The sequence below is a fragment of the Spirulina sp. CCNP1310 genome (assembly GCF_034932185.1).
GTDB lineage: Bacteria > Cyanobacteriota > Cyanobacteriia > Cyanobacteriales > Spirulinaceae > Spirulina.
The window spans coordinates 14,397-30,816 of record NZ_JAYGHW010000021.1 but is presented as its reverse complement, the minus strand read 5'-3'; the positions used below and the strand labels follow the sequence as shown (position 1 = coordinate 30,816).

17 protein-coding genes and 2 pseudogenes are annotated in these 16,420 nt (G+C 51.5%); 14 read left to right on the top strand and 5 right to left on the bottom strand.

The genetic code is table 11. From position 1 onward, the window contains the following. A partial coding sequence (locus VB712_RS07060) for a hypothetical protein (protein ID WP_323253548.1) occupies positions 1 to 386 on the bottom strand: 386 nt, incomplete at its 3' end. Between the two features lie 122 nt (positions 387 to 508). Between VB712_RS07060 and VB712_RS07055 the strand changes: the two genes are divergently transcribed. From VB712_RS07055 to miaB, 7 genes and pseudogenes are all read left to right on the top strand, one after another. Next, positions 509 to 1,678 carry an ATP-grasp domain-containing protein gene (locus tag VB712_RS07055; RefSeq protein ID WP_323253547.1) on the top strand — a complete coding sequence of 390 codons (1,170 nt, stop codon included), beginning with the start codon at positions 509 to 511 and terminating at the stop codon, positions 1,676 to 1,678. 2 nt (positions 1,679 to 1,680) lie between these two features. Next, entirely contained in the window at positions 1,681 to 2,565 is an 885-nt protein-coding gene (locus VB712_RS07050) for a hypothetical protein (RefSeq protein WP_323253545.1), read from the top strand. A 121-nt stretch (positions 2,566 to 2,686) separates the two neighbouring features. Further along, complete coding sequence (locus VB712_RS07045) at positions 2,687 to 3,340, top strand: hypothetical protein (protein ID WP_323253543.1); 654 nt, start codon at positions 2,687 to 2,689, stop codon at positions 3,338 to 3,340. Positions 3,341 to 4,258: 918 nt separating this feature from the next. Beyond that, the gene (locus VB712_RS07040; RefSeq protein WP_323253540.1) at positions 4,259 to 4,696 is read left to right on the top strand and encodes a hypothetical protein; all 438 of its coding nucleotides are present in this window, start codon (positions 4,259 to 4,261) and stop codon (positions 4,694 to 4,696) included. A gap of 13 nt (positions 4,697 to 4,709) precedes the next feature. Then, positions 4,710 to 4,874: pseudogene (locus VB712_RS20410) on the top strand (DUF6972 family protein); the annotation flags it as partial. After that, positions 4,822 to 5,123, top strand: a pseudogene (locus tag VB712_RS07035) (hypothetical protein). The pseudogenes VB712_RS20410 and VB712_RS07035, both read left to right, overlap by 53 nt. A 78-nt stretch (positions 5,124 to 5,201) precedes the next feature. Beyond that, positions 5,202 to 6,560 (top strand): tRNA (N6-isopentenyl adenosine(37)-C2)-methylthiotransferase MiaB, encoded by a 1,359-nt coding sequence (gene miaB / locus VB712_RS07030; RefSeq protein ID WP_323253536.1) that lies wholly within the window; start codon positions 5,202 to 5,204, stop codon positions 6,558 to 6,560. A gap of 11 nt (positions 6,561 to 6,571) precedes the next feature. On the opposite strand, the gene VB712_RS07025 is transcribed toward miaB, so the two are convergent. Then, on the bottom strand, positions 6,572 to 7,276 hold the full coding sequence (locus VB712_RS07025; protein ID WP_323253534.1) for a response regulator transcription factor: 705 nt from the start codon (positions 7,274 to 7,276) through the stop codon (positions 6,572 to 6,574). Between the two features lie 308 nt (positions 7,277 to 7,584). Here VB712_RS07025 and VB712_RS07020 point away from each other — a divergent pair, with 308 nt between their 5' ends. From VB712_RS07020 to VB712_RS07010, 3 genes are all read left to right on the top strand, one after another. Next, positions 7,585 to 8,418, top strand: a complete 834-nt coding sequence (locus VB712_RS07020; protein WP_323253532.1) for a sensor histidine kinase — start codon at positions 7,585 to 7,587, stop codon at positions 8,416 to 8,418. An 87-nt stretch (positions 8,419 to 8,505) separates the two neighbouring features. After that, positions 8,506 to 9,588 (top strand): hybrid sensor histidine kinase/response regulator, encoded by a 1,083-nt coding sequence (locus tag VB712_RS07015; RefSeq protein WP_323253530.1) that lies wholly within the window; start codon positions 8,506 to 8,508, stop codon positions 9,586 to 9,588. A 2-nt stretch (positions 9,589 to 9,590) separates the two neighbouring features. Further along, on the top strand, positions 9,591 to 11,306 hold the full coding sequence (locus VB712_RS07010) for a hypothetical protein (RefSeq protein ID WP_323253528.1): 1,716 nt from the start codon (positions 9,591 to 9,593) through the stop codon (positions 11,304 to 11,306). 415 nt (positions 11,307 to 11,721) lie between these two features. On the opposite strand, the gene VB712_RS07005 is transcribed toward VB712_RS07010, so the two are convergent. After that, positions 11,722 to 11,892: a hypothetical protein gene (locus tag VB712_RS07005; RefSeq protein WP_323253526.1), complete on the bottom strand. Its 171-nt coding sequence runs from the start codon at positions 11,890 to 11,892 to the stop codon at positions 11,722 to 11,724. Positions 11,893 to 11,924: 32 nt separating this feature from the next. Here VB712_RS07005 and VB712_RS07000 point away from each other — a divergent pair, with 32 nt between their 5' ends. Beyond that, complete coding sequence (locus tag VB712_RS07000; protein WP_323253524.1) at positions 11,925 to 12,251, top strand: hypothetical protein; 327 nt, start codon at positions 11,925 to 11,927, stop codon at positions 12,249 to 12,251. Next, a complete protein-coding gene (locus tag VB712_RS06995; protein ID WP_323253522.1) occupies positions 12,248 to 12,508 on the top strand; it encodes a type II toxin-antitoxin system RelE/ParE family toxin in 261 nt (86 codons plus the stop codon). The genes VB712_RS07000 and VB712_RS06995 overlap by 4 nt, the downstream gene beginning before the upstream one ends. Positions 12,509 to 12,511: 3 nt before the next feature. Here the strand turns inward: VB712_RS06995 and VB712_RS06990 are convergent, their stop codons facing one another. Beyond that, positions 12,512 to 13,237 carry a TVP38/TMEM64 family protein gene (locus VB712_RS06990; RefSeq protein WP_323253520.1) on the bottom strand — a complete coding sequence of 242 codons (726 nt, stop codon included), beginning with the start codon at positions 13,235 to 13,237 and terminating at the stop codon, positions 12,512 to 12,514. 243 nt (positions 13,238 to 13,480) lie between these two features. Further along, positions 13,481 to 14,488, bottom strand: coding sequence for an arsenosugar biosynthesis radical SAM (seleno)protein ArsS (gene arsS / locus VB712_RS06985; RefSeq protein WP_323253518.1), 1,008 nt, complete (start codon positions 14,486 to 14,488; stop codon positions 13,481 to 13,483). Positions 14,489 to 14,753: 265 nt separating this feature from the next. Between arsS and crtA the strand changes: the two genes are divergently transcribed. Together crtA and VB712_RS06975 are read left to right on the top strand one after the other, a co-directional pair. After that, a complete protein-coding gene (crtA, locus tag VB712_RS06980) occupies positions 14,754 to 15,665 on the top strand; it encodes a cyanoexosortase A (protein ID WP_323253516.1) in 912 nt (303 codons plus the stop codon). Further along, positions 15,655 to 16,419: a cyanoexosortase A system-associated protein gene (locus VB712_RS06975; RefSeq protein ID WP_323253514.1), complete on the top strand. Its 765-nt coding sequence runs from the start codon at positions 15,655 to 15,657 to the stop codon at positions 16,417 to 16,419. The genes crtA and VB712_RS06975 overlap by 11 nt, the downstream gene beginning before the upstream one ends. Position 16,420: the final 1 nt, after the last annotated feature.

The window sequence follows — 16,420 nt, the reverse complement described above, 5'->3', positions numbered from 1 at the left end:
AAAGCCCTTTGGGCGGCAATGCCTGCGGGGGTGAGGGCCTCCACTTGGGCCGCCACATCAACGACGGGGGGCCGGGGGATGAAGTTATGGAACCTGTAGGGCTGCGATCGCCCCTCCACCTTGACATAAAACAACGCCCGAAACCGCGTCGTAAACCCCGTTTCAGTCAACAGGGCTTCAAGAATGCGAAACACCCGCGTTGGATGGGTCAGTTCCGGGGCGCGGTGTTCCACCACCACGAGCAATGTGTTTTGTTTGAGGGTGCATTGCACATGGAGGGGGCTGATCTCCGGGATGTGGTCGTGGAGACGCTGTTGGCTTTGATCTTCCAAAACAGCCAGTTCAGTGGGAGGAACAGCGGTGGCAAGCATTACAGGGTTAACCAAGGTTTAAGGTTTAAGCGGAAAATGATAGAGTGAGAGGTTTGGGCGTTAAAATTCAACAACACCAGGGATTGAGGGTTTGGCTTTGAGCGAAGCTACTCAATATTAATCACTGAAGAAAAAAAATGGAATTATTGGAGTATCAGGCCAAAGCATTATTTGCGGATGTGGGCATTCCCATTCTGCCCTCCCAACGGATCTATCAACCCCGCGATATTAAACAACTGCAAGTTCCCTACCCCGTGGTGCTCAAGTCCCAAGTGCGGGCCGGGGGCAGGGCTAAGGCGGGGGGGATTCGCTTTGTGGAGAATACCATTGATGCGATCGCCGCCACCCAAACCATTTTAACCCTGGCCATCGCTGGAGAATATCCCCAACTGGTGTTAGCAGAAGCCCGCTATGACACCGATCAAGAACTTTTCCTCGCCATTGTCCTCGATTATCACCGTCAACACCCGATTTTATTGGGTTCAGCACGGGGGGGGATCGAGGTGGATTTAGCCCTAGAAGATATTCAAACCGTTGTGATTGAGCAGGAATTTTCCCCCTTTCACGCCCGCCGCCTCGCCATTCAAATGGGCTTAACGGGGCCGAATATCCAAGCGGTAAGCAGCATTGTCGAAAAAATGTACCATCTTTTTGCCAGCAAGGATTTAGACAGTATTGAAATTAACCCCTTGGGCATCAACCCCAACGGCGAAGTCATGGCCCTCGATGGCAAAATCACCCTCAGCGAAACCGCCCTTTCCCGCCATCCCCAACTGCAAACCCTCAGCGATCTGCCCATTGAAAGCCGTTATGCAGCTACCCCGATGCTGCCAACGCTTCCCTGTTGGGAGCAAGCCAGCGGGGCCGTTGCCATTCTTAGCCCCAATCCTGGCGTAGCGGCGCTAATCTGGGATAACCTCACGAAAACCAAAACACGCCCTCAATATTGCGCCCTCATTGATCCCCAGGGGGATATTGCCCAACAAATGACGGTGCAACTCAATGCCTGTTTTGAGCGGCCGAGTCTGAAGGCGGTGGTGATTCACCTCTGCCCAATGGCAGAAATTGCCACGGCGATGATTGCCGCCCTCACCCAAAGTCATCCCGGCTTACCGAAGCCCCCGGAAATCCCGCCACGCAGTCCCCGCCGTCGCTCCTCCTCCCCACCGGCCCAATTGCTTCAGCCTGCTGTGGTGGTTTATGTACCAGGACAACTGAGCAATGAGGCCAGCCAAGCCCTCGGAGCGCTTCCCCTGCAATCTGTCACCACCTTGGCGGATTTACTCACCCTCTTAATGTTGAATTGATGATGTTTAAAATGATTAATAACCGGAAAATTTTGCTACAGGGGATTCACGAACCCTTGGCCCAGAGCATGATTGCCCCGATGTGTGGTTATGGAACAGCGGTGGTGGCGGGGGTGAGTGTGGGCCATGGCGGGACGACGGTGGCGGAGATTCCCGTGTTTGATTTGGTGGAGCAGGCGATCGCCGCTGTGGGCCAAATTGATACCAGTGTGGTTTGTGTGCCGCCGGATCAGGTGGCGGATGCAGCCTTAGAGGCGATCGCCGCTGGCATTCGTCAATTAGTGCTGATGCCCCACCATGTCCCCCCCTTAGATACCTTGACGTTGATTAATCGGGCCAAGGCCACAGGGACGGTGATCTTGGGGGCGGGGAGTGCGGGGTTAATTGTGCCAGATCAGTTCCTCCTCGGTAGTCTCGATCCCCAATGCTATTGCGCTGGGGCGGTGGGGATGATTGATCGCACGAATCGGATCGGGGATGCGATCGCCTGGGAACTCACCCAAGCCGGTATCGGCCAATCCGTAGCCGTCCATCTCGGCACGGGGACAATTTTAGGCACGACGTTCCCCGATTGGCTCAGTTTGTTTGCCAATAATGAGGATACAAAGGCAGTGGTTTTGCTGGAGCAGCATTTATTGGGCAATAAAGCCGCCGCCACGGTGATTCCCCCCGATTTCCCCAAGCCCATTTTTGCCTATGTAGCGGGGCAACATCTCCCCTTCCAGGCCCCGGTGAGCGATGCTTCCACCTCCATCGCCGTCCAAAAAGTTCACCCCCTCCCCCACACCAGCACCGCAGCGGAAAAGGTGGCCGCCTATAAGGCGGCAAAAATTCGGGTGGCGACTACGCCAAAACAGTTGGCGGACTGGCTTCAGGAGGTGCTGTGAGGAGTGGGAATTAGGAAGTGGGAGACGGCACGAATCATTGAGGATTGTGATTGAATTCAGCTAAAAAGGTTCTTTAAAAAATGAGGTAAAATTGGCTTAATTAGTGACTACGGTTTAACTTATGAAGAAACCGCAAACGGTTAAAGCCTTGGAAGAGTTAGGGAGAGTCCAGCTTTCAAAAAGCTTGTTCATGCGCGATTTCTTATATTCGGAAATTTCGCAAATTGAAGGTATTCCTAATATTCCTGATGATCCTAAACTAGCGATCGCAGCAGGTAAAAACCTGTGTGAGAAGGTACTTGAACCCATTCAAGATGTCCTTGGTCGCATCAGTGTTCGCTCTGCTTATCGTTCTTGTGTGGTGAATGCTAAAGGTGCAGAGAATCAGAATCAGTATAATTGCAGCAGTAACGAGTCTAACTATGCAGGACATATTTGGGATATGAGAGACTCAGAAGGGTATATGGGGGCAACAGCCTGTATTGTTGTCACTTCATTTATTCCATACTATGAAAAAACTCAAGATTGGACGGCTTTAGCCTGGTGGATTCACGACCACATTGATGGTTACACAAGGATGACTTTTTTTCCAAAGTATGCAGCATTTAACATAAGTTGGCGTGAAAATCCTGATTGTTCAAAGGTAATTTATAGCTATGTCAAAAATCCACACACGGGTAAGAGTGGATATTTAACAAAGGAGGGAATGGACAATTATTCAGGTTCCCATGAGCAGTTTTACCAAGCATTTATTGAGCAGTTGCCATCCAGCTAACAGGTCACGGCAGTGGTCGAAAACTGCTGGTGCTTAGTTTCAGGTTATCTGCCACCGCTCATTTCAATTGTTAGCAGGGGCGATCGCCCCCTCAGTCGCCCTAACCGAAAATGCTACAATGGCAGATCTGGAAAATTCAGCGGTTTTGCGGGATGGTGAAAGGGGGTAGTTTGGTGGGGGCGATCGCCTCGTTCAAGTTGCTGTCGGTCTGATGTTGACTGTGGTAGAATCCTCTCAATGGTGGTGTTATCCAGCAGTTGCGCGATTACACCGATAATATAGAAGTTAGTCCGCCAGTGCTGGACAATACCCCTTCAGATCAGAAGGGATTATCTTGTGGGTGTGGTCTCATCCATAGTTAGGTGGCATGAATGCGATACGTGGCGATTGTTGTGCTTTCCCTCTGCTCCTGTTTCGTTGGCTTTCGCCTCGAGATTACCCAGTCAAATGTCCGTCACATCGAGAACGGACGGGAGCCAAACGCCGGTGCATCGCTTCTTCCGACCATCCCTGTGATTCAACTCTGTTACCTGCTGGCAACCTGGGCCTTGAATCAAGTTGGTCAGAATGGGTACTTGCTCATCTCCTTGTACTCTTTCATTAGCATGACAATACGCCTTTGGCACTATCGAACGGTTGCCACACAATTTAAGGCTCTACTCGCGACTCATCATATCAAACCTACAAATAAGTAGACCAGGGTAAATCTTGCATACTATTTAATAAACCGTAAACAAAGCCTGGATTTCAGTGCTGGTGGGGATTCTAGCCTGATTAACTCAGTTTTTTGTATTCCAAATCCTGCCTGAGCTACTTAGAACTGTACAATCTAATCATTATTTTAGGTGTTTGATGGGTGAAAGCCTTGGAAACTTACGCTATGCGCTTTTTTTATAACCTTAAACCGTGAAGACCCGAATGTCTACTCTTATTCATCGTCGAGTTGAGGACGCACGCCAGGGAATTAACCCGGCAGTAATTTGTCGGGTTTCATCGGGCTGGGTAGTGCTGGGTGATGTTCAGTTCTTGCAAGGATATTCACTTTTGTTACCCGATCCAGTTGTGCCAAGTCTCAACGATTTAACAATGGCGCAACGCATAACTTTCTTACAAGATATGACGGTTTTGGGTGATGCCTTGCTTGAAGTTACTAATGCAATTCGGATCAACTATGAAATCTTGGGTAATCGTGAAGCGGCACTACACGCCCATGTGTTTCCGAGGTTTGCAACCGAGCCAGATGAGAGGCGGCAGAAACCAGTATGGTTTTATGATTGGCAGACTGCACCTCCCTTTGATCTAAAGCAGAATCAGGCATTGATGAGTAAAATTGCCGCAGCGATTAAGCAGCATTAGAAAATTATGTAGAGGCAATAACATCAACTATGAGCGTTATGGCTTGCTATTCTCTGAGCAAATTGGCTTTAGAATAGACCCAAATGGTTCAAAAATCTCACTCTTCTATGGCGAGGTTAAAATTGATGCAAACAACCGATACCATCCCATCCCACGGACTCGACCCAGTGCAGGATAACTGGAGTTTTCTCGAAGTTTGGGTCGATCCGATGCAGTCCCCCCCTTATATTTGCTCCTACTAGGAGATGAAGCTGGCAATTGCTATATTTTTGATCCCGCTGACGGTTACAGCCTGATCAAACATTGTGGCGATTATCAACAAGCCCAGCTTTGGCTTTTAGAAGATGAATATGAACCCATCGAAGGACGGCTCCTAGGGGCTGAAATTCATGGCACTATATTGCATCCCCAACACCATAACCGTTAAAAGCGATCGCCCCCTCAGTCGCCCTAACCGAAAATGCTACAATAACAAATCTGAAAACCACGATCGCCCCCACCGCCCATGACTGCCCCCCGTACCTACCACGTGATTACCTTCGGTTGCCAGATGAATAAAGCCGACTCTGAACGCATGGCCGGGATTCTTGATGAAATGGGGATGCAGGCCACAGAAGACCCCAATAGCGCCGATGTTGTTCTCTACAACACCTGCACAATTCGGGATAATGCCGAACAAAAGGTCTATTCCTACTTGGGGCGGCAGGCCAAACGCAAACAGAGTCAGCCGGATTTAACTTTGATTGTGGCGGGATGTGTGGCCCAACAGGAGGGAGAGCAACTATTGCGGCGGGTTCCGGAATTGGATTTGGTGATGGGGCCGCAACACGCGAATCGGTTGGGGGATTTGTTGGAGCAGGTGTTTGCCGGGCAGCAGGTGGTGGCCACCGAAGAGATTGCGATTGTGGAAGATATTACCAAGCCTCGCCGGGATAGTGATGTCACCGCTTGGGTGAATGTGATCTATGGGTGCAATGAGCGATGCACCTATTGCGTTGTGCCGGGGGTGCGGGGGGTGGAGCAATCCCGCACACCGGAGGCAATTCGGGCGGAAATTGAGGGTTTGGCCCAACAGGGATTTAAGGAAATTACGCTGTTGGGGCAAAATATTGATGCCTATGGCCGGGATTTGCCGGGGAGTACGGCGGATGGCCGCCATCAACATACGTTGACGGATCTGCTCTATTTTATTCATGATGTGCCGGGGATTGAACGGATTCGTTTTGCCACTAGTCACCCCCGCTATTTTACGGAGCGGCTGATTCGGGCCTGTGCGGAATTGCCGAAGGTTTGTGAGCATTTCCATATTCCTTTTCAATCGGGGGATAATGAGGTGCTGAAGGCGATGGCGCGGGGCTATACCGAGGAAAAATATCGCCGCATTATTGCCAAGATTCGCGAATTGATGCCCGATGCGTCGATTAGTGCGGATGCAATTGTGGGTTTTCCCGGTGAAACAGAGGAGCAGTTTCAAAATACTCTGAAGCTCGTTGAAGATCTTGAGTTTGATCTGATTAATACGGCGGCCTATTCCCCCCGGCCGGGAACTCCGGCGGCGGTTTGGGAGAATCAGGTGAGTGAGGCGGAGAAGAGCGATCGCCTCCAACGGTTGAATCGCTTGGTAGAAGTCCAGGCTATGGGGCGATCGCAACGGTATCAAGGCCGCATTGAAGAGGTTTTAGTCGAAGGGGCTAACCTTAAAGATCCCCGTCAAGTGATGGGGCGCACCCGGGGCAATCGCTTGACCTTCTTTGCGGGGGATATTGCCCAACTCAAAGGCAAGACAGTTCCGGTACAAATTACCGAGGTGCGGGCTTTTAGCCTTACGGGGGTAGCCTTAACTCCAACGTTGGCAGCGGTTTAACCCCAAGAGGTTCATTCCACCAAGCCGGAACGGAGGGCGCGGACAGCGGCTTGGGTGCGATCATCGGCGCAGAGTTTGTTTAAAATGCTGCGCACATGGGTTTTCACTGTGCCAACGGTGATATGGAGTTCTTGGGCGATCGCCGCATTATTGCATCCCGCCACAATCAACTCCAACACATCTAACTCCCGGTGCGTGAGGGTACTCGCCTCCATCAACTGTTGATCCTCAGGATCAATGGAGCGAATTTCCACCATTACCGCCCCTTCCTCTTCCACAAGCTGATTGCTGCGGGCCTGCTGAAGCACAACACGGGCAATGGCGGGATCAATCCAAGCATTGCCCTCATGGGTGAGGCGGATCGCCTGCACCAAATTTTCTAAACTGACATCCTTCAAACTGTAGGAATCCGCCCCCGCTGCAAAGGCCGCCAGGATCGAAGCCTCATCTTCATGCATCGTTAAAATCAAAATTTTCGTATTCGCCCCATCAGGGGAAGCCCGAAACGCCTGGGTTAACTCAATACCATCCTGATCCGGCAGGCCAATATCAACGATCGCCACGTCCGGTTTACTCACCTGCAAAATCTGCAACCCCTGATGAGCGTTAGCGGCCTCTCCCACCACTTCAATATCCTCCACCTGCTGAAGGGCCGCACTCAAACCAATGCGGCTCAGATCATGGTCTTCAATTAAAACAACACGGATGGGACTCATAAAGGTGGCAACAGCAGGAGAATGCTCCCCATTTTAAATGAGGTTGCCCCAATCCCCACCTTAAGATCTCCTGCCGCCGCCTGGTGGAGGCGGAGCCTCCGGGATGGCGTTACTTGGCTCTGCCAAGTAACGAGGAGGCCCGTGGCACGGCCTTTAGGCGGCTCTATCGCCCGGTGGGGGCGAAAAATTTTTCGCCCCTACATCTTGCCATTCCTCTCTCTAAAGAATGAGGCGCACCCCATTAACAACTTTCCTGAGAGAGATGTCATGATTTAGAGAACATCGCTAGGGTTAAACGAATCGCAATCATGCCCCTCGACCCAGTTCATCACCTCTACCACACCGTGCTCACCCGTATTGAGGAGGTTATTTTTGAGATTGAGAAGAATAACCAAGCCCTAATGGAAGCCTCTCAGTTGAAATCTCAATTTTTAGCCACCATGTCCCATGAACTGCGTACCCCCATGAACGCAATTATGGGATTTTCTCAGATGCTCATGTTGGAGCAATATGGCCCCCTTTCTCCCCGTCAAGCGGATATGGTGGAGCGCATTTTTAATAATAGTCAGAATTTACTCTCGCTCCTCAATGAAGTTTTAGATTTTTCCAAGTTGGAAGCCGGCTGTTGGGATGTTAATTTTCAGCCCTTTGATGGGGCGCGATTAATTAAAGGGACGGTGGAGGAATTGCGATCGCTCGCCCAAAAGAAAAACCTCGCTTTAACTGTGAGCATTCACACCCCAGACCCCGAAATTTGTAGCGATCAAACCTGCATCCGGCGAATTTTAATCAACCTTCTCGCCAACGGGATTAAATTCACCCCCCAAGGCTCCGTCACCGTCACGCTCGAAGATGGCCCCGACCATACCCTAGAATTAGCGGTGCAAGATACCGGCATTGGCATCGCTCCGGAGGATCAAGCGATCATCTTTGAAGCCTTTCGCCAAGTCGATCAAACCCTCACCCGTAAACACCCCGGCACCGGCTTGGGGTTAGCGATCGTGAAATCCTTGGTGCAGATGATTCAAGGCAGGATTACAATAACCAGTCAACGGGGCGCAGGGGCAACGTTTACCGTCACCATCCCCCGCACACCCCAACAGCGGCAGATCATTGCCCTTGATTCGGAGGTCTATTTGTGAGCATTAATACCACTGGGAAGCTTGGCGAATTTTTCAATGAACGGATAAAGCCTGATGCGGAGGTCTGCCGTGAGAGTTAATCCCACTGTGAAGGAGCAAGGTTTAGGGAAAAAGTGCGATAAGAACTATATTTTGGCGGTGGATGATGCTCCCGATAACTTGTTTTTGGTGCAGTTGGCTCTAGAACAGGACGGCCATGATGTGCGGGTGGTGGACAATGGCCCGACGGCTTTAGCCCAAATTGAAGAAACGCCGCCGGATCTGATTCTCCTCGATGTGATGATGCCAGAAATGGATGGCTATGAGGTGACGCGGCGGATTCGCACCCATCCCCAATTGCCCTATATTCCCATTTTGCTAATTACCGCCCATGAGCAGCCCAGTTTAGTTCAGGGGTTGGATGTGGGGGCGGATGAATTTATCCGCAAGCCGGTGAAGGTGGAGGAATTACAAGCACGGGTGCGATCGCTCCTCCGTTTAAAAGAAAGCATTGAACAGCGGGAAAACTTCGTCCATTGCCTCACCCATGATCTCCGCACGCCTTTGGTGGCGGCGGATCGGATGTTGGCGTTGCTCCGTCAGCAGGCCTTTGGCCCGGTAACACCTCCGATGGATGAGGCAATGGCGACGATCATGAGCAGCAATCAACATCTGCTCAGATTATTGAATAATTTGCTCGAAGCCTATAGCTATGATGTGGGGCGAAAAATCCTTAGTTTTATTCGCTTTAATTTGCGGGAGTTAATCCTTGAGGTGGTGCGGGAATTGGCGGCCTTGGCGACGGCGAAGGGGATTACCCTCGCGGTGGATTGGCAGGCAGGGGGGGAAACGGTGGTGGGCGATCGCCTCGAACTGAAACGGGTCTTTATGAACCTGATCGGCAATGGGATTAAATTCACCGATCACGGCGGGGTGACAGTGCAGGTTAACACCCAAACCCCTGAACAGTTCACCGTGGAAATTCGTGATACCGGCGTGGGGATTCCCCCAGGGGAACAACAGCGCATTTTTGAACCCTTTCGCCAAGGCAAACATAAACGCTCCGGCCATGGTTTGGGCCTCTATCTTTGCCGTCAAATTATCGCCAACCATAATGGCACCATTGCCCTCGAATCCCAACCGGGCCAGGGAACGACGTTTTCGATCCATCTCCCCCTGAACCCGCGCTAACCATGGGTAAATTTTGGCGGGGATTGATCGTGCTCTGTTTCGGGTTGTTGCTCATGGCCCCGGCCCAGGCGTTGGAAACGCTCACGCCGGAAATTTTGAGCGATCGCCTCACCCACACCGCCATGGAAGAGGGGAAAGAGCGGGTGGATTTAACGAATTTGGTGATTGATCTCACCACAGAGGAGGGGCGATCGCAATTATTCACCCCCCTCACCCCCAAGTTAAAACGCAACCCTCAGCCGGTGGTGTTGGATTTAAGCGATTCCGTTATTTATGGCGATTGGCGGGTGGCGGATTTAGCGACTCGTGTTAAACTCGCCCCCGCCGCCCTAGGGGGGTTGCTCACCCCCCAGCAACAGGCGGCACTGTTCCCCAACCCTGAAACTGCCCCGGCTGATTTTCAAACCCTCCCCTATATGCAGTTGGTACAGGTGGGGCTACGGCTCAACCATACGGTTTTTCATGGCCCGGTGGAGTTCCAGGGGGGGATTTTTCTCTGGCCGGTGGTGGCCCAGGGGGCGGAATTTCTTCAGGGGGGGAATTGGTCGGGTTCTCGGTGGCAGGCGGGGGGAGATTTCAGTCAAAGCCATTGGGGCGATCGCGCCCTTTGGATGAAAAGCTTTTTTCCCCAAGGGTTAAACTGTGCCGATGCCACGTTTAACAAGGGCGTGAGTTTTCGCGGCAGTCATTTCGCCGCACCGCTTAACTTTCAAGATGTCAAGCTGTTGGAAACGTTCAACCTGAGCAATATCGAGTTTACCCCTGGCATGGGGGTGAAGGTGGATGGTTTGGTATTGGATGCGGAAGCAGCGCGGCTCGTGGGCGATCGCGCTCACATCGGCTCCCTCCTCCAAGTGCATCAACTCCCCGGTAATGAAGCCCTGTTACTCCAACTGATCCGCAGTTTTCGGCGGGGGGAACAGATCCCCGATGCCAATCAATTGGAGGTATTGCGATCGCGCCTCCGGGTGAAGCAATTATTTACAACGATTCACCAACTGCCCTGGTATCGTTGGCCCATCGCCAGCGCCGCTCTTTGCCAAGCCTTGGGATTAAGTGTCTTGCTCCTGCTCACGGATTACGGAACCGATGCCGGATTAGTCCTCACCATCGGCCTGTTAACAGTGGCCACCTTTGCCCTCATGATCTGGATCGTGGATCGGGTGCGCCGCTGGTTGCCCAAGCCACTGTTACCCCGTCGGGGGGAAACCCTAGCCATGGGGGGCAGTTTTACGCTTTTAGCCGTGATCGGTTTGGGGTTACTGTGGCAGCGATCGCTGCAACCGGGTTGGACGCTGTTATGTTTAACCCTGCTCTTGATGCCCGTCCCCTTGGGGTTAATCCTGCCCCTCTATCTCCAGGGTCGCTACCATGCCGCCTTAGATCAAACCTATTTAGTGGAAGATGGCAGTATGCGCCAATTGCGGTTATTAATTGTGCGGTTGCCGATTATTCCCAAATTTCCTTTTTTCCGCGATCGCTATACGCCAATTTTAGGCGATCGCCGTTGGAGTTGGCTCAATTATTACGATTTCAGCCTCAACAATATCTTTAAGTTCGGCTTTAATGATCTGCGCCTCCGGGATGAACATTTACCCGGCTGGGTAGCTGCGTTGGTGTGGTATCAATGGGCCTTAGGATTGTTTTATATCGCCCTGTTACTGTGGACATTATCGCGAACTATTCCCGGTCTCAATCTCTTTTTATATTTGAGTTGATGGGGCCTGGGAGAGTAGCATCATCGGGTTGTTGCGGGGCAATTGTGGCAGTGGTGGAGAGGAGGGAGGCGATCGCCCCCATCATGAGCATCCCGTTAGGCAAAACCCAAGCTTCCTGGGGATGCGTTTGCCGAATCCCAATCCGCCAAGAACTGAAGTTCTTGGCTCATAGCGAAAGGCACGACCCACCTACTCGGCCGATCAATTCTAAAACCGCATTCCGTTATGGTTAAGCAGATTTTAAATCAGATCATGGACGTTCAGATTTTGTTGTGTTAGGGTATCGGGCGACTGAACACAGAAACCAACACCGCCGCCGCTAATTGGTTCCGACGGCAATTCCAAAACCATAACTAAAGGGGGCGAAAGATTTTTGTGCCTCCGGCAGGCTTACGCCAACGCCCCTAGGGGGGGGTTATTCTTTTGATGCGGGATCATCCCCCAATTGGTTAGCTAAGGCCGCCCGCGCAATTTTGGTGGTATAGACAACAATTACCACCGTCGCCACCAACCCCAAAATCCAGATCGCCCACTGCACCGCCGAACCCTGCTCCGATTCCGTCCCCAGCGTCGCTAAACTTCCCACCAAAGAACCCCAATAGACAACCCTCCTCTACAATGGCAGCGAAACAAGCCACGGCTCGACACCAGAAACAATGCCGCGCTATGATGGAAAAATTGGCATTGATGGGATGGAGGGCCAAGATCATGAAAACATTACCGTTGATTTCATCAATTAGTTTAGAGTTGCCACCATTGTCTAGAATGGCCGTGGATGAGCTTTATCATTTCTTGCAGTATTTACAGTTTAAGCATGATGTCGATTTAGAGTCAGTCTTAGAAGATTTGGAGGATGAAATAGATGGGTTTGATGGAGAATTGGCTAGGGAAGAAACCGGGGAGATTTCGTTAGCATTATTTAAGCAAGAGTTAGGCTTAAAATGAGCTATGAAGTAATCATTCAACCTGCGGCCCAAAGGCGGATTAAAAAGCTGGCTCAGGCTGTGCAAGGGGATTTGATTGCAGCCATTGAGGGTTTAGCAGTAGAGCCACGTCCTGCCCATTGCAAAAAACTCAAGGGGCGATCGCATCAATATCGCATTCGGTTGGGGGATTATCGAATTATCTACAGTGTGGAGGATCGGGTGCTCATTGTGCGGGTGTTAAACGTGGGGCATCGTCGGGACATTTACGAGCAGTAAACCCTAGGATTGATCCTTCTCCAATTGAGCATCTAACACCGCCCGCGCAATTTTGGTGGTATAGACAACAATCGCCACCGTTGCCACTAACCCTAAAATCCAGATCGCCCACTGCACCACCGAACCCTGATCAGAATCCGTCCCCAAAGTTGCTAAACTTCCCGCCAAAGAACCCAAATAAACATACATCACCGTTCCCGGCATCATCCCAATCCAAGAAGCGAAAAAATAATCCCGCAGCGAAACCTGGGTGACACCTAAACCATAATTGAGCAAATTAAAGGGGAAAATGGGGGAGAGCCGCAACAGGCCGACAATCTTCCAGCCCTCCTGAGCCACCGCCCCATCAATGGCCTTAAATTTCGGCTTCCCTTCAATCTGTTGAGCCACCCATTGCCGCGCCCCATAACGACCCACCAAAAACGCCGCTGTTGCCCCCAACGTCGAGGCAATGGAAACCCAAATTGACCCCTGCACCACCCCAAACACCACCCCCGCCCCCAAGGTAAGGATCGAGCCAGGGAGAAAGAACACCGTGGCGGCAATATAGAGCAGGATAAACACCACCGGCCCCCAAATCCCTAACTGTTCAATTTGGTCTAAAAATTGTAAAAAGTATTGTTGCACGTTCAGTTGTTTACCCAGAATAATCACAGCAATAACTGCGAGAATGATGCCTAAGATTTTGGCGATTTTAACGGTTAAAGATTGGGAAGATTTTGAAGTCATCGCAAAGTTAATGATCAATGATAACTGTTATTGTGGATTGCGAAAGTATGAAAACGTCACTTCCCCCTTGTTAAGGGGGATTGAGGGGGATCTTTGTACATCAAGTTTATGAGAATCACTATCTACTCTCGTGCCATGGCTCTGCCATGGCATGGACTTGAGGCGGCTCCGCCGCCTGGTGGAGGCAGAGCCTCCAGGGGAGCATTACTTGGCAGAGCCAAGTAACGAGGGAGGTCGGAAAAATTACACCAACGCCCCGCCACAACTGGAACCAGAGCCAGCGGTACAGCCATAGCAATAGTCGGCGGTTTGGATTTCGCGGATTAAATCCAGATTTTTACGGGCCAACAGTTCGCCAATGGTGAGCGGTTTTCCCTGAGGCGAAACCGCCTCCACCCCAGCCATTTGATTGAAATCACAATCATAGATTTTGCCCTCATAGTCCACGGATAATTGATTGCGACACATTAAATGATTAACTGTTTCGCCATTATGGTTGGCCGCTAAAAATGCTTGATATTCCGCCGCAATTCCCTGACGCTCTAAATATTGTTGCGTGCGGCCAATGGGAATATTCGTAATCGTATAGAGATCGTTAAATTCAATGGCAAAATGCTCCCGGAGATAGGCATGATAATCCGCCGCTAGATTTTCCTGCGGGGGGGGCAGTTGGAAATGGCCCGCCTTTGGTAAACTGGGGTTATAGACGAGATCTAAACCCAGCGCCGGATCACGGCCATAGCCCCGTTGGTTGAGGAGTTGGAGGGCGGCGATCGCCCCCTGATAAACCCCCGCCCCCCGTTGCTGATCGACGTTTTTCTCCAAATAACAGGGCAACGAAGCCACCACTCGCACCTGCTGGGCCGCGAAATAATCTGGCAAATCTTCAAAACCGGGGGTAAAAAAGATCGTCAGGTTCGATCGCACCAACACCCGTTTACCCGCTCGCCGCGCCGCCTCCACCAAGGGCCGAAACCCATAATTCATCTCCGGTGCGCCCCCGGTGAGGTCAACGGTTTCAATTTGGGGGAACTGCTCAATCACGGCGATCAACTGCTCACAAACTTCCGGGGAAAGCTCCTCGGTGCGCTGCGGCCCCGCCTCCACATGGCAATGGGTGCAAGCCAAATTACAGCGGCGGCCGAGGTTGATCTGTAACACCGTGATCCGCTGCTTGTGCAAGGGTTGGGGGAGAACATCAGCAAAGGGGAGCCAAGATAGGGCCGGCTTGAGCGTGGGAGTCTGAACCATAGGGGTTAAAATGCCAAAAAAGACTGACGCTAATTTAACGCGCCTCGATGGGTTAATTTGATTGAAACGGGTTTTGGTGAATTTTTGCTGAATTTTTAACAATCAGGGTCACTGTGCATTTACCACCGCCTAGACTGGTTTAAGAACCCACCCCTAACTCTCTCAGGAGAGGAAATTTTCAGATCCCTTCCTCGGAGAATTGCCCACAGGGCGAGGTGGGTTAGGATCGCAACCAGCTCCCTTTAGACGACCACCCTTTGAGCCAATGCTAGATAGCTTCAAACGCAACGACACCCTGAAACTTGCCCAAGACCCCCGCTATTGGCTCCTCGCTTTAGCAGGGGGTTTGATGTTCTTTCACCTCGCCCTGACGGATCAAACCGGGGATATGAAGAGCTTTAGTATTTGTTTGATCTTCTGGGGGGCGATCGCCTCCATGGTGTGGGACAAAAAGGAAACCCTCAAATTTCGCACCACCCTCTCCGCTAGCCTCTTCGCCACCACCCTGCTGCTCCTCGCCTTTTGGAAGATCCTGCAAATTTCCAGCGGCGGCATTTTTGTCCAAGCCGTACCCTTGATTTTCGGGTTCAGCTTGGCCCTGTTGGCCTCCAGTTGGCAGGGTTTAGGACAATACCATAAAGAATTATTGGCTTTTGCCGTCCTCGCTTTACCCGGAGAGCGGTTTTTAGCGGGCAATATTGAAAGTCTGATCCAAAGCATCACCGGCTATAGCTTCACGATGCTCACCGCAGCGACCTCCACCTTTGGTTTAAGCCTCATCGGCATGAAACCGCTCCTCACCGATGGAGTCTATATCAACCTTTCCCGATCCATCGTCCGCGTCCATGAAGGGTGCTCCGGGGCAGGGATTATTGACTTTCTGCTCCGCCTCAGTTTCCTCTTTTTAATCATCTTTACCACCACCCGCTTAGGTAAATGGCTGGCCCCCGTGATTGCGATCGCCCTCGGTTTTCTTGTTAATAGCTTCCGTGTTGCCGTCATGGCCTACTTAATCAATAATTTCAATACCGAAACCTTTGATTATTGGCACGTTGGCAGTGGCTCACAAATTTTCGGGGCCATTGGTGTCATTCTCTTTGGGTTAATTTGTTTCCCCTTTATCACATCTGAATCTGCCCAATCTGCTGCTGAATCCCCTGGTGAGCATGGAACCTAGCGATATCGAAACCCCCAATCCCCCCGCAACCATTCCCCCCCTGGACGAAACTCCACCGGAACCCCCCCCAACCGCCAATCCTCCCCAATCCCTGCGGTTGGGGATTTTAGCGGCGAATGTGCTCCTGCTGGTGGGGGTGACAGCGGCGGTGTTTATCAATCCCAACGTGGGCAATCTCCGGGAGTATGAATTTCCAGAAAACCTCAATTTAGCAGGTTGGAAGTTGAAGGAGAGTGAGGCCCTGGAGCCGGTGGAAAAGCCAGAATATGAAGGGTCAAGCTATCGCGCTGGCCGTCATTATCGTTACCGTCAGGGGGACATCCCCCTCGATATTGAAATTCGCTATGTGACGGAGACGCTAGGGGGGGTAGATTTATTCACCCGCGAACATGAACGGTTCACCAGTAAAGCTCATGATGAGGCAATTACCGCCCAGATTCGCCAGCGGGTAGAATCGGGTCATTTTGCTGCCATTACCTACGGGGGCTATGCCTACATCAGCACCTGCATTAATCCTCGGGGACTGAGTTCTGCTACGCCGGAACAGTATGAGCGCAATCAAGAACTTTACGATATGGTGCTGGAGCGGGTGGTTCCCTGGCTCTTGGGGCGGGAACAGTGGCGCGATGACCGCTGTTTGTGGACGTTGATGTATACGCCTTTGGGGAATGATCCCCAAGCTGCCCATGGCCGTCTCGAATCCGCTTGGCAGGATTGGTTCCAACTGTGGCAGGGCAATTTTCCGCCGTTGTAAT

Excerpts from the sequence above, each read along its gene's own strand:
- VB712_RS06975 (WP_323253514.1), top strand. The coding sequence starts at position 15,655 with ATGGAACCTAGCGATATCGAAACCCCCAATCCCCCCGCAACCATTCCC.
- crtA (WP_323253516.1), top strand. The coding sequence starts at position 14,754 with ATGCTAGATAGCTTCAAACGCAACGACACCCTGAAACTTGCCCAAGAC.
- VB712_RS07020 (WP_323253532.1), top strand. The coding sequence starts at position 7,585 with ATGCCCCTCGACCCAGTTCATCACCTCTACCACACCGTGCTCACCCGT.
- VB712_RS06990 (WP_323253520.1), bottom strand. The coding sequence starts at position 13,237 with ATGACTTCAAAATCTTCCCAATCTTTAACCGTTAAAATCGCCAAAATC.
- VB712_RS07050 (WP_323253545.1), top strand. The coding sequence starts at position 1,681 with ATGTTTAAAATGATTAATAACCGGAAAATTTTGCTACAGGGGATTCAC.
- miaB (WP_323253536.1), top strand. The coding sequence starts at position 5,202 with ATGACTGCCCCCCGTACCTACCACGTGATTACCTTCGGTTGCCAGATG.
- arsS (WP_323253518.1), bottom strand. The coding sequence starts at position 14,488 with ATGGTTCAGACTCCCACGCTCAAGCCGGCCCTATCTTGGCTCCCCTTT.
- VB712_RS07045 (WP_323253543.1), top strand. The coding sequence starts at position 2,687 with ATGAAGAAACCGCAAACGGTTAAAGCCTTGGAAGAGTTAGGGAGAGTC.
- VB712_RS06995 (WP_323253522.1), top strand. The coding sequence starts at position 12,248 with ATGAGCTATGAAGTAATCATTCAACCTGCGGCCCAAAGGCGGATTAAA.
- VB712_RS07010 (WP_323253528.1), top strand. The coding sequence starts at position 9,591 with ATGGGTAAATTTTGGCGGGGATTGATCGTGCTCTGTTTCGGGTTGTTG.
- VB712_RS07000 (WP_323253524.1), top strand. The coding sequence starts at position 11,925 with ATGGCAGCGAAACAAGCCACGGCTCGACACCAGAAACAATGCCGCGCT.
- VB712_RS07025 (WP_323253534.1), bottom strand. The coding sequence starts at position 7,276 with ATGAGTCCCATCCGTGTTGTTTTAATTGAAGACCATGATCTGAGCCGC.
- VB712_RS07040 (WP_323253540.1), top strand. The coding sequence starts at position 4,259 with ATGTCTACTCTTATTCATCGTCGAGTTGAGGACGCACGCCAGGGAATT.
- VB712_RS07055 (WP_323253547.1), top strand. The coding sequence starts at position 509 with ATGGAATTATTGGAGTATCAGGCCAAAGCATTATTTGCGGATGTGGGC.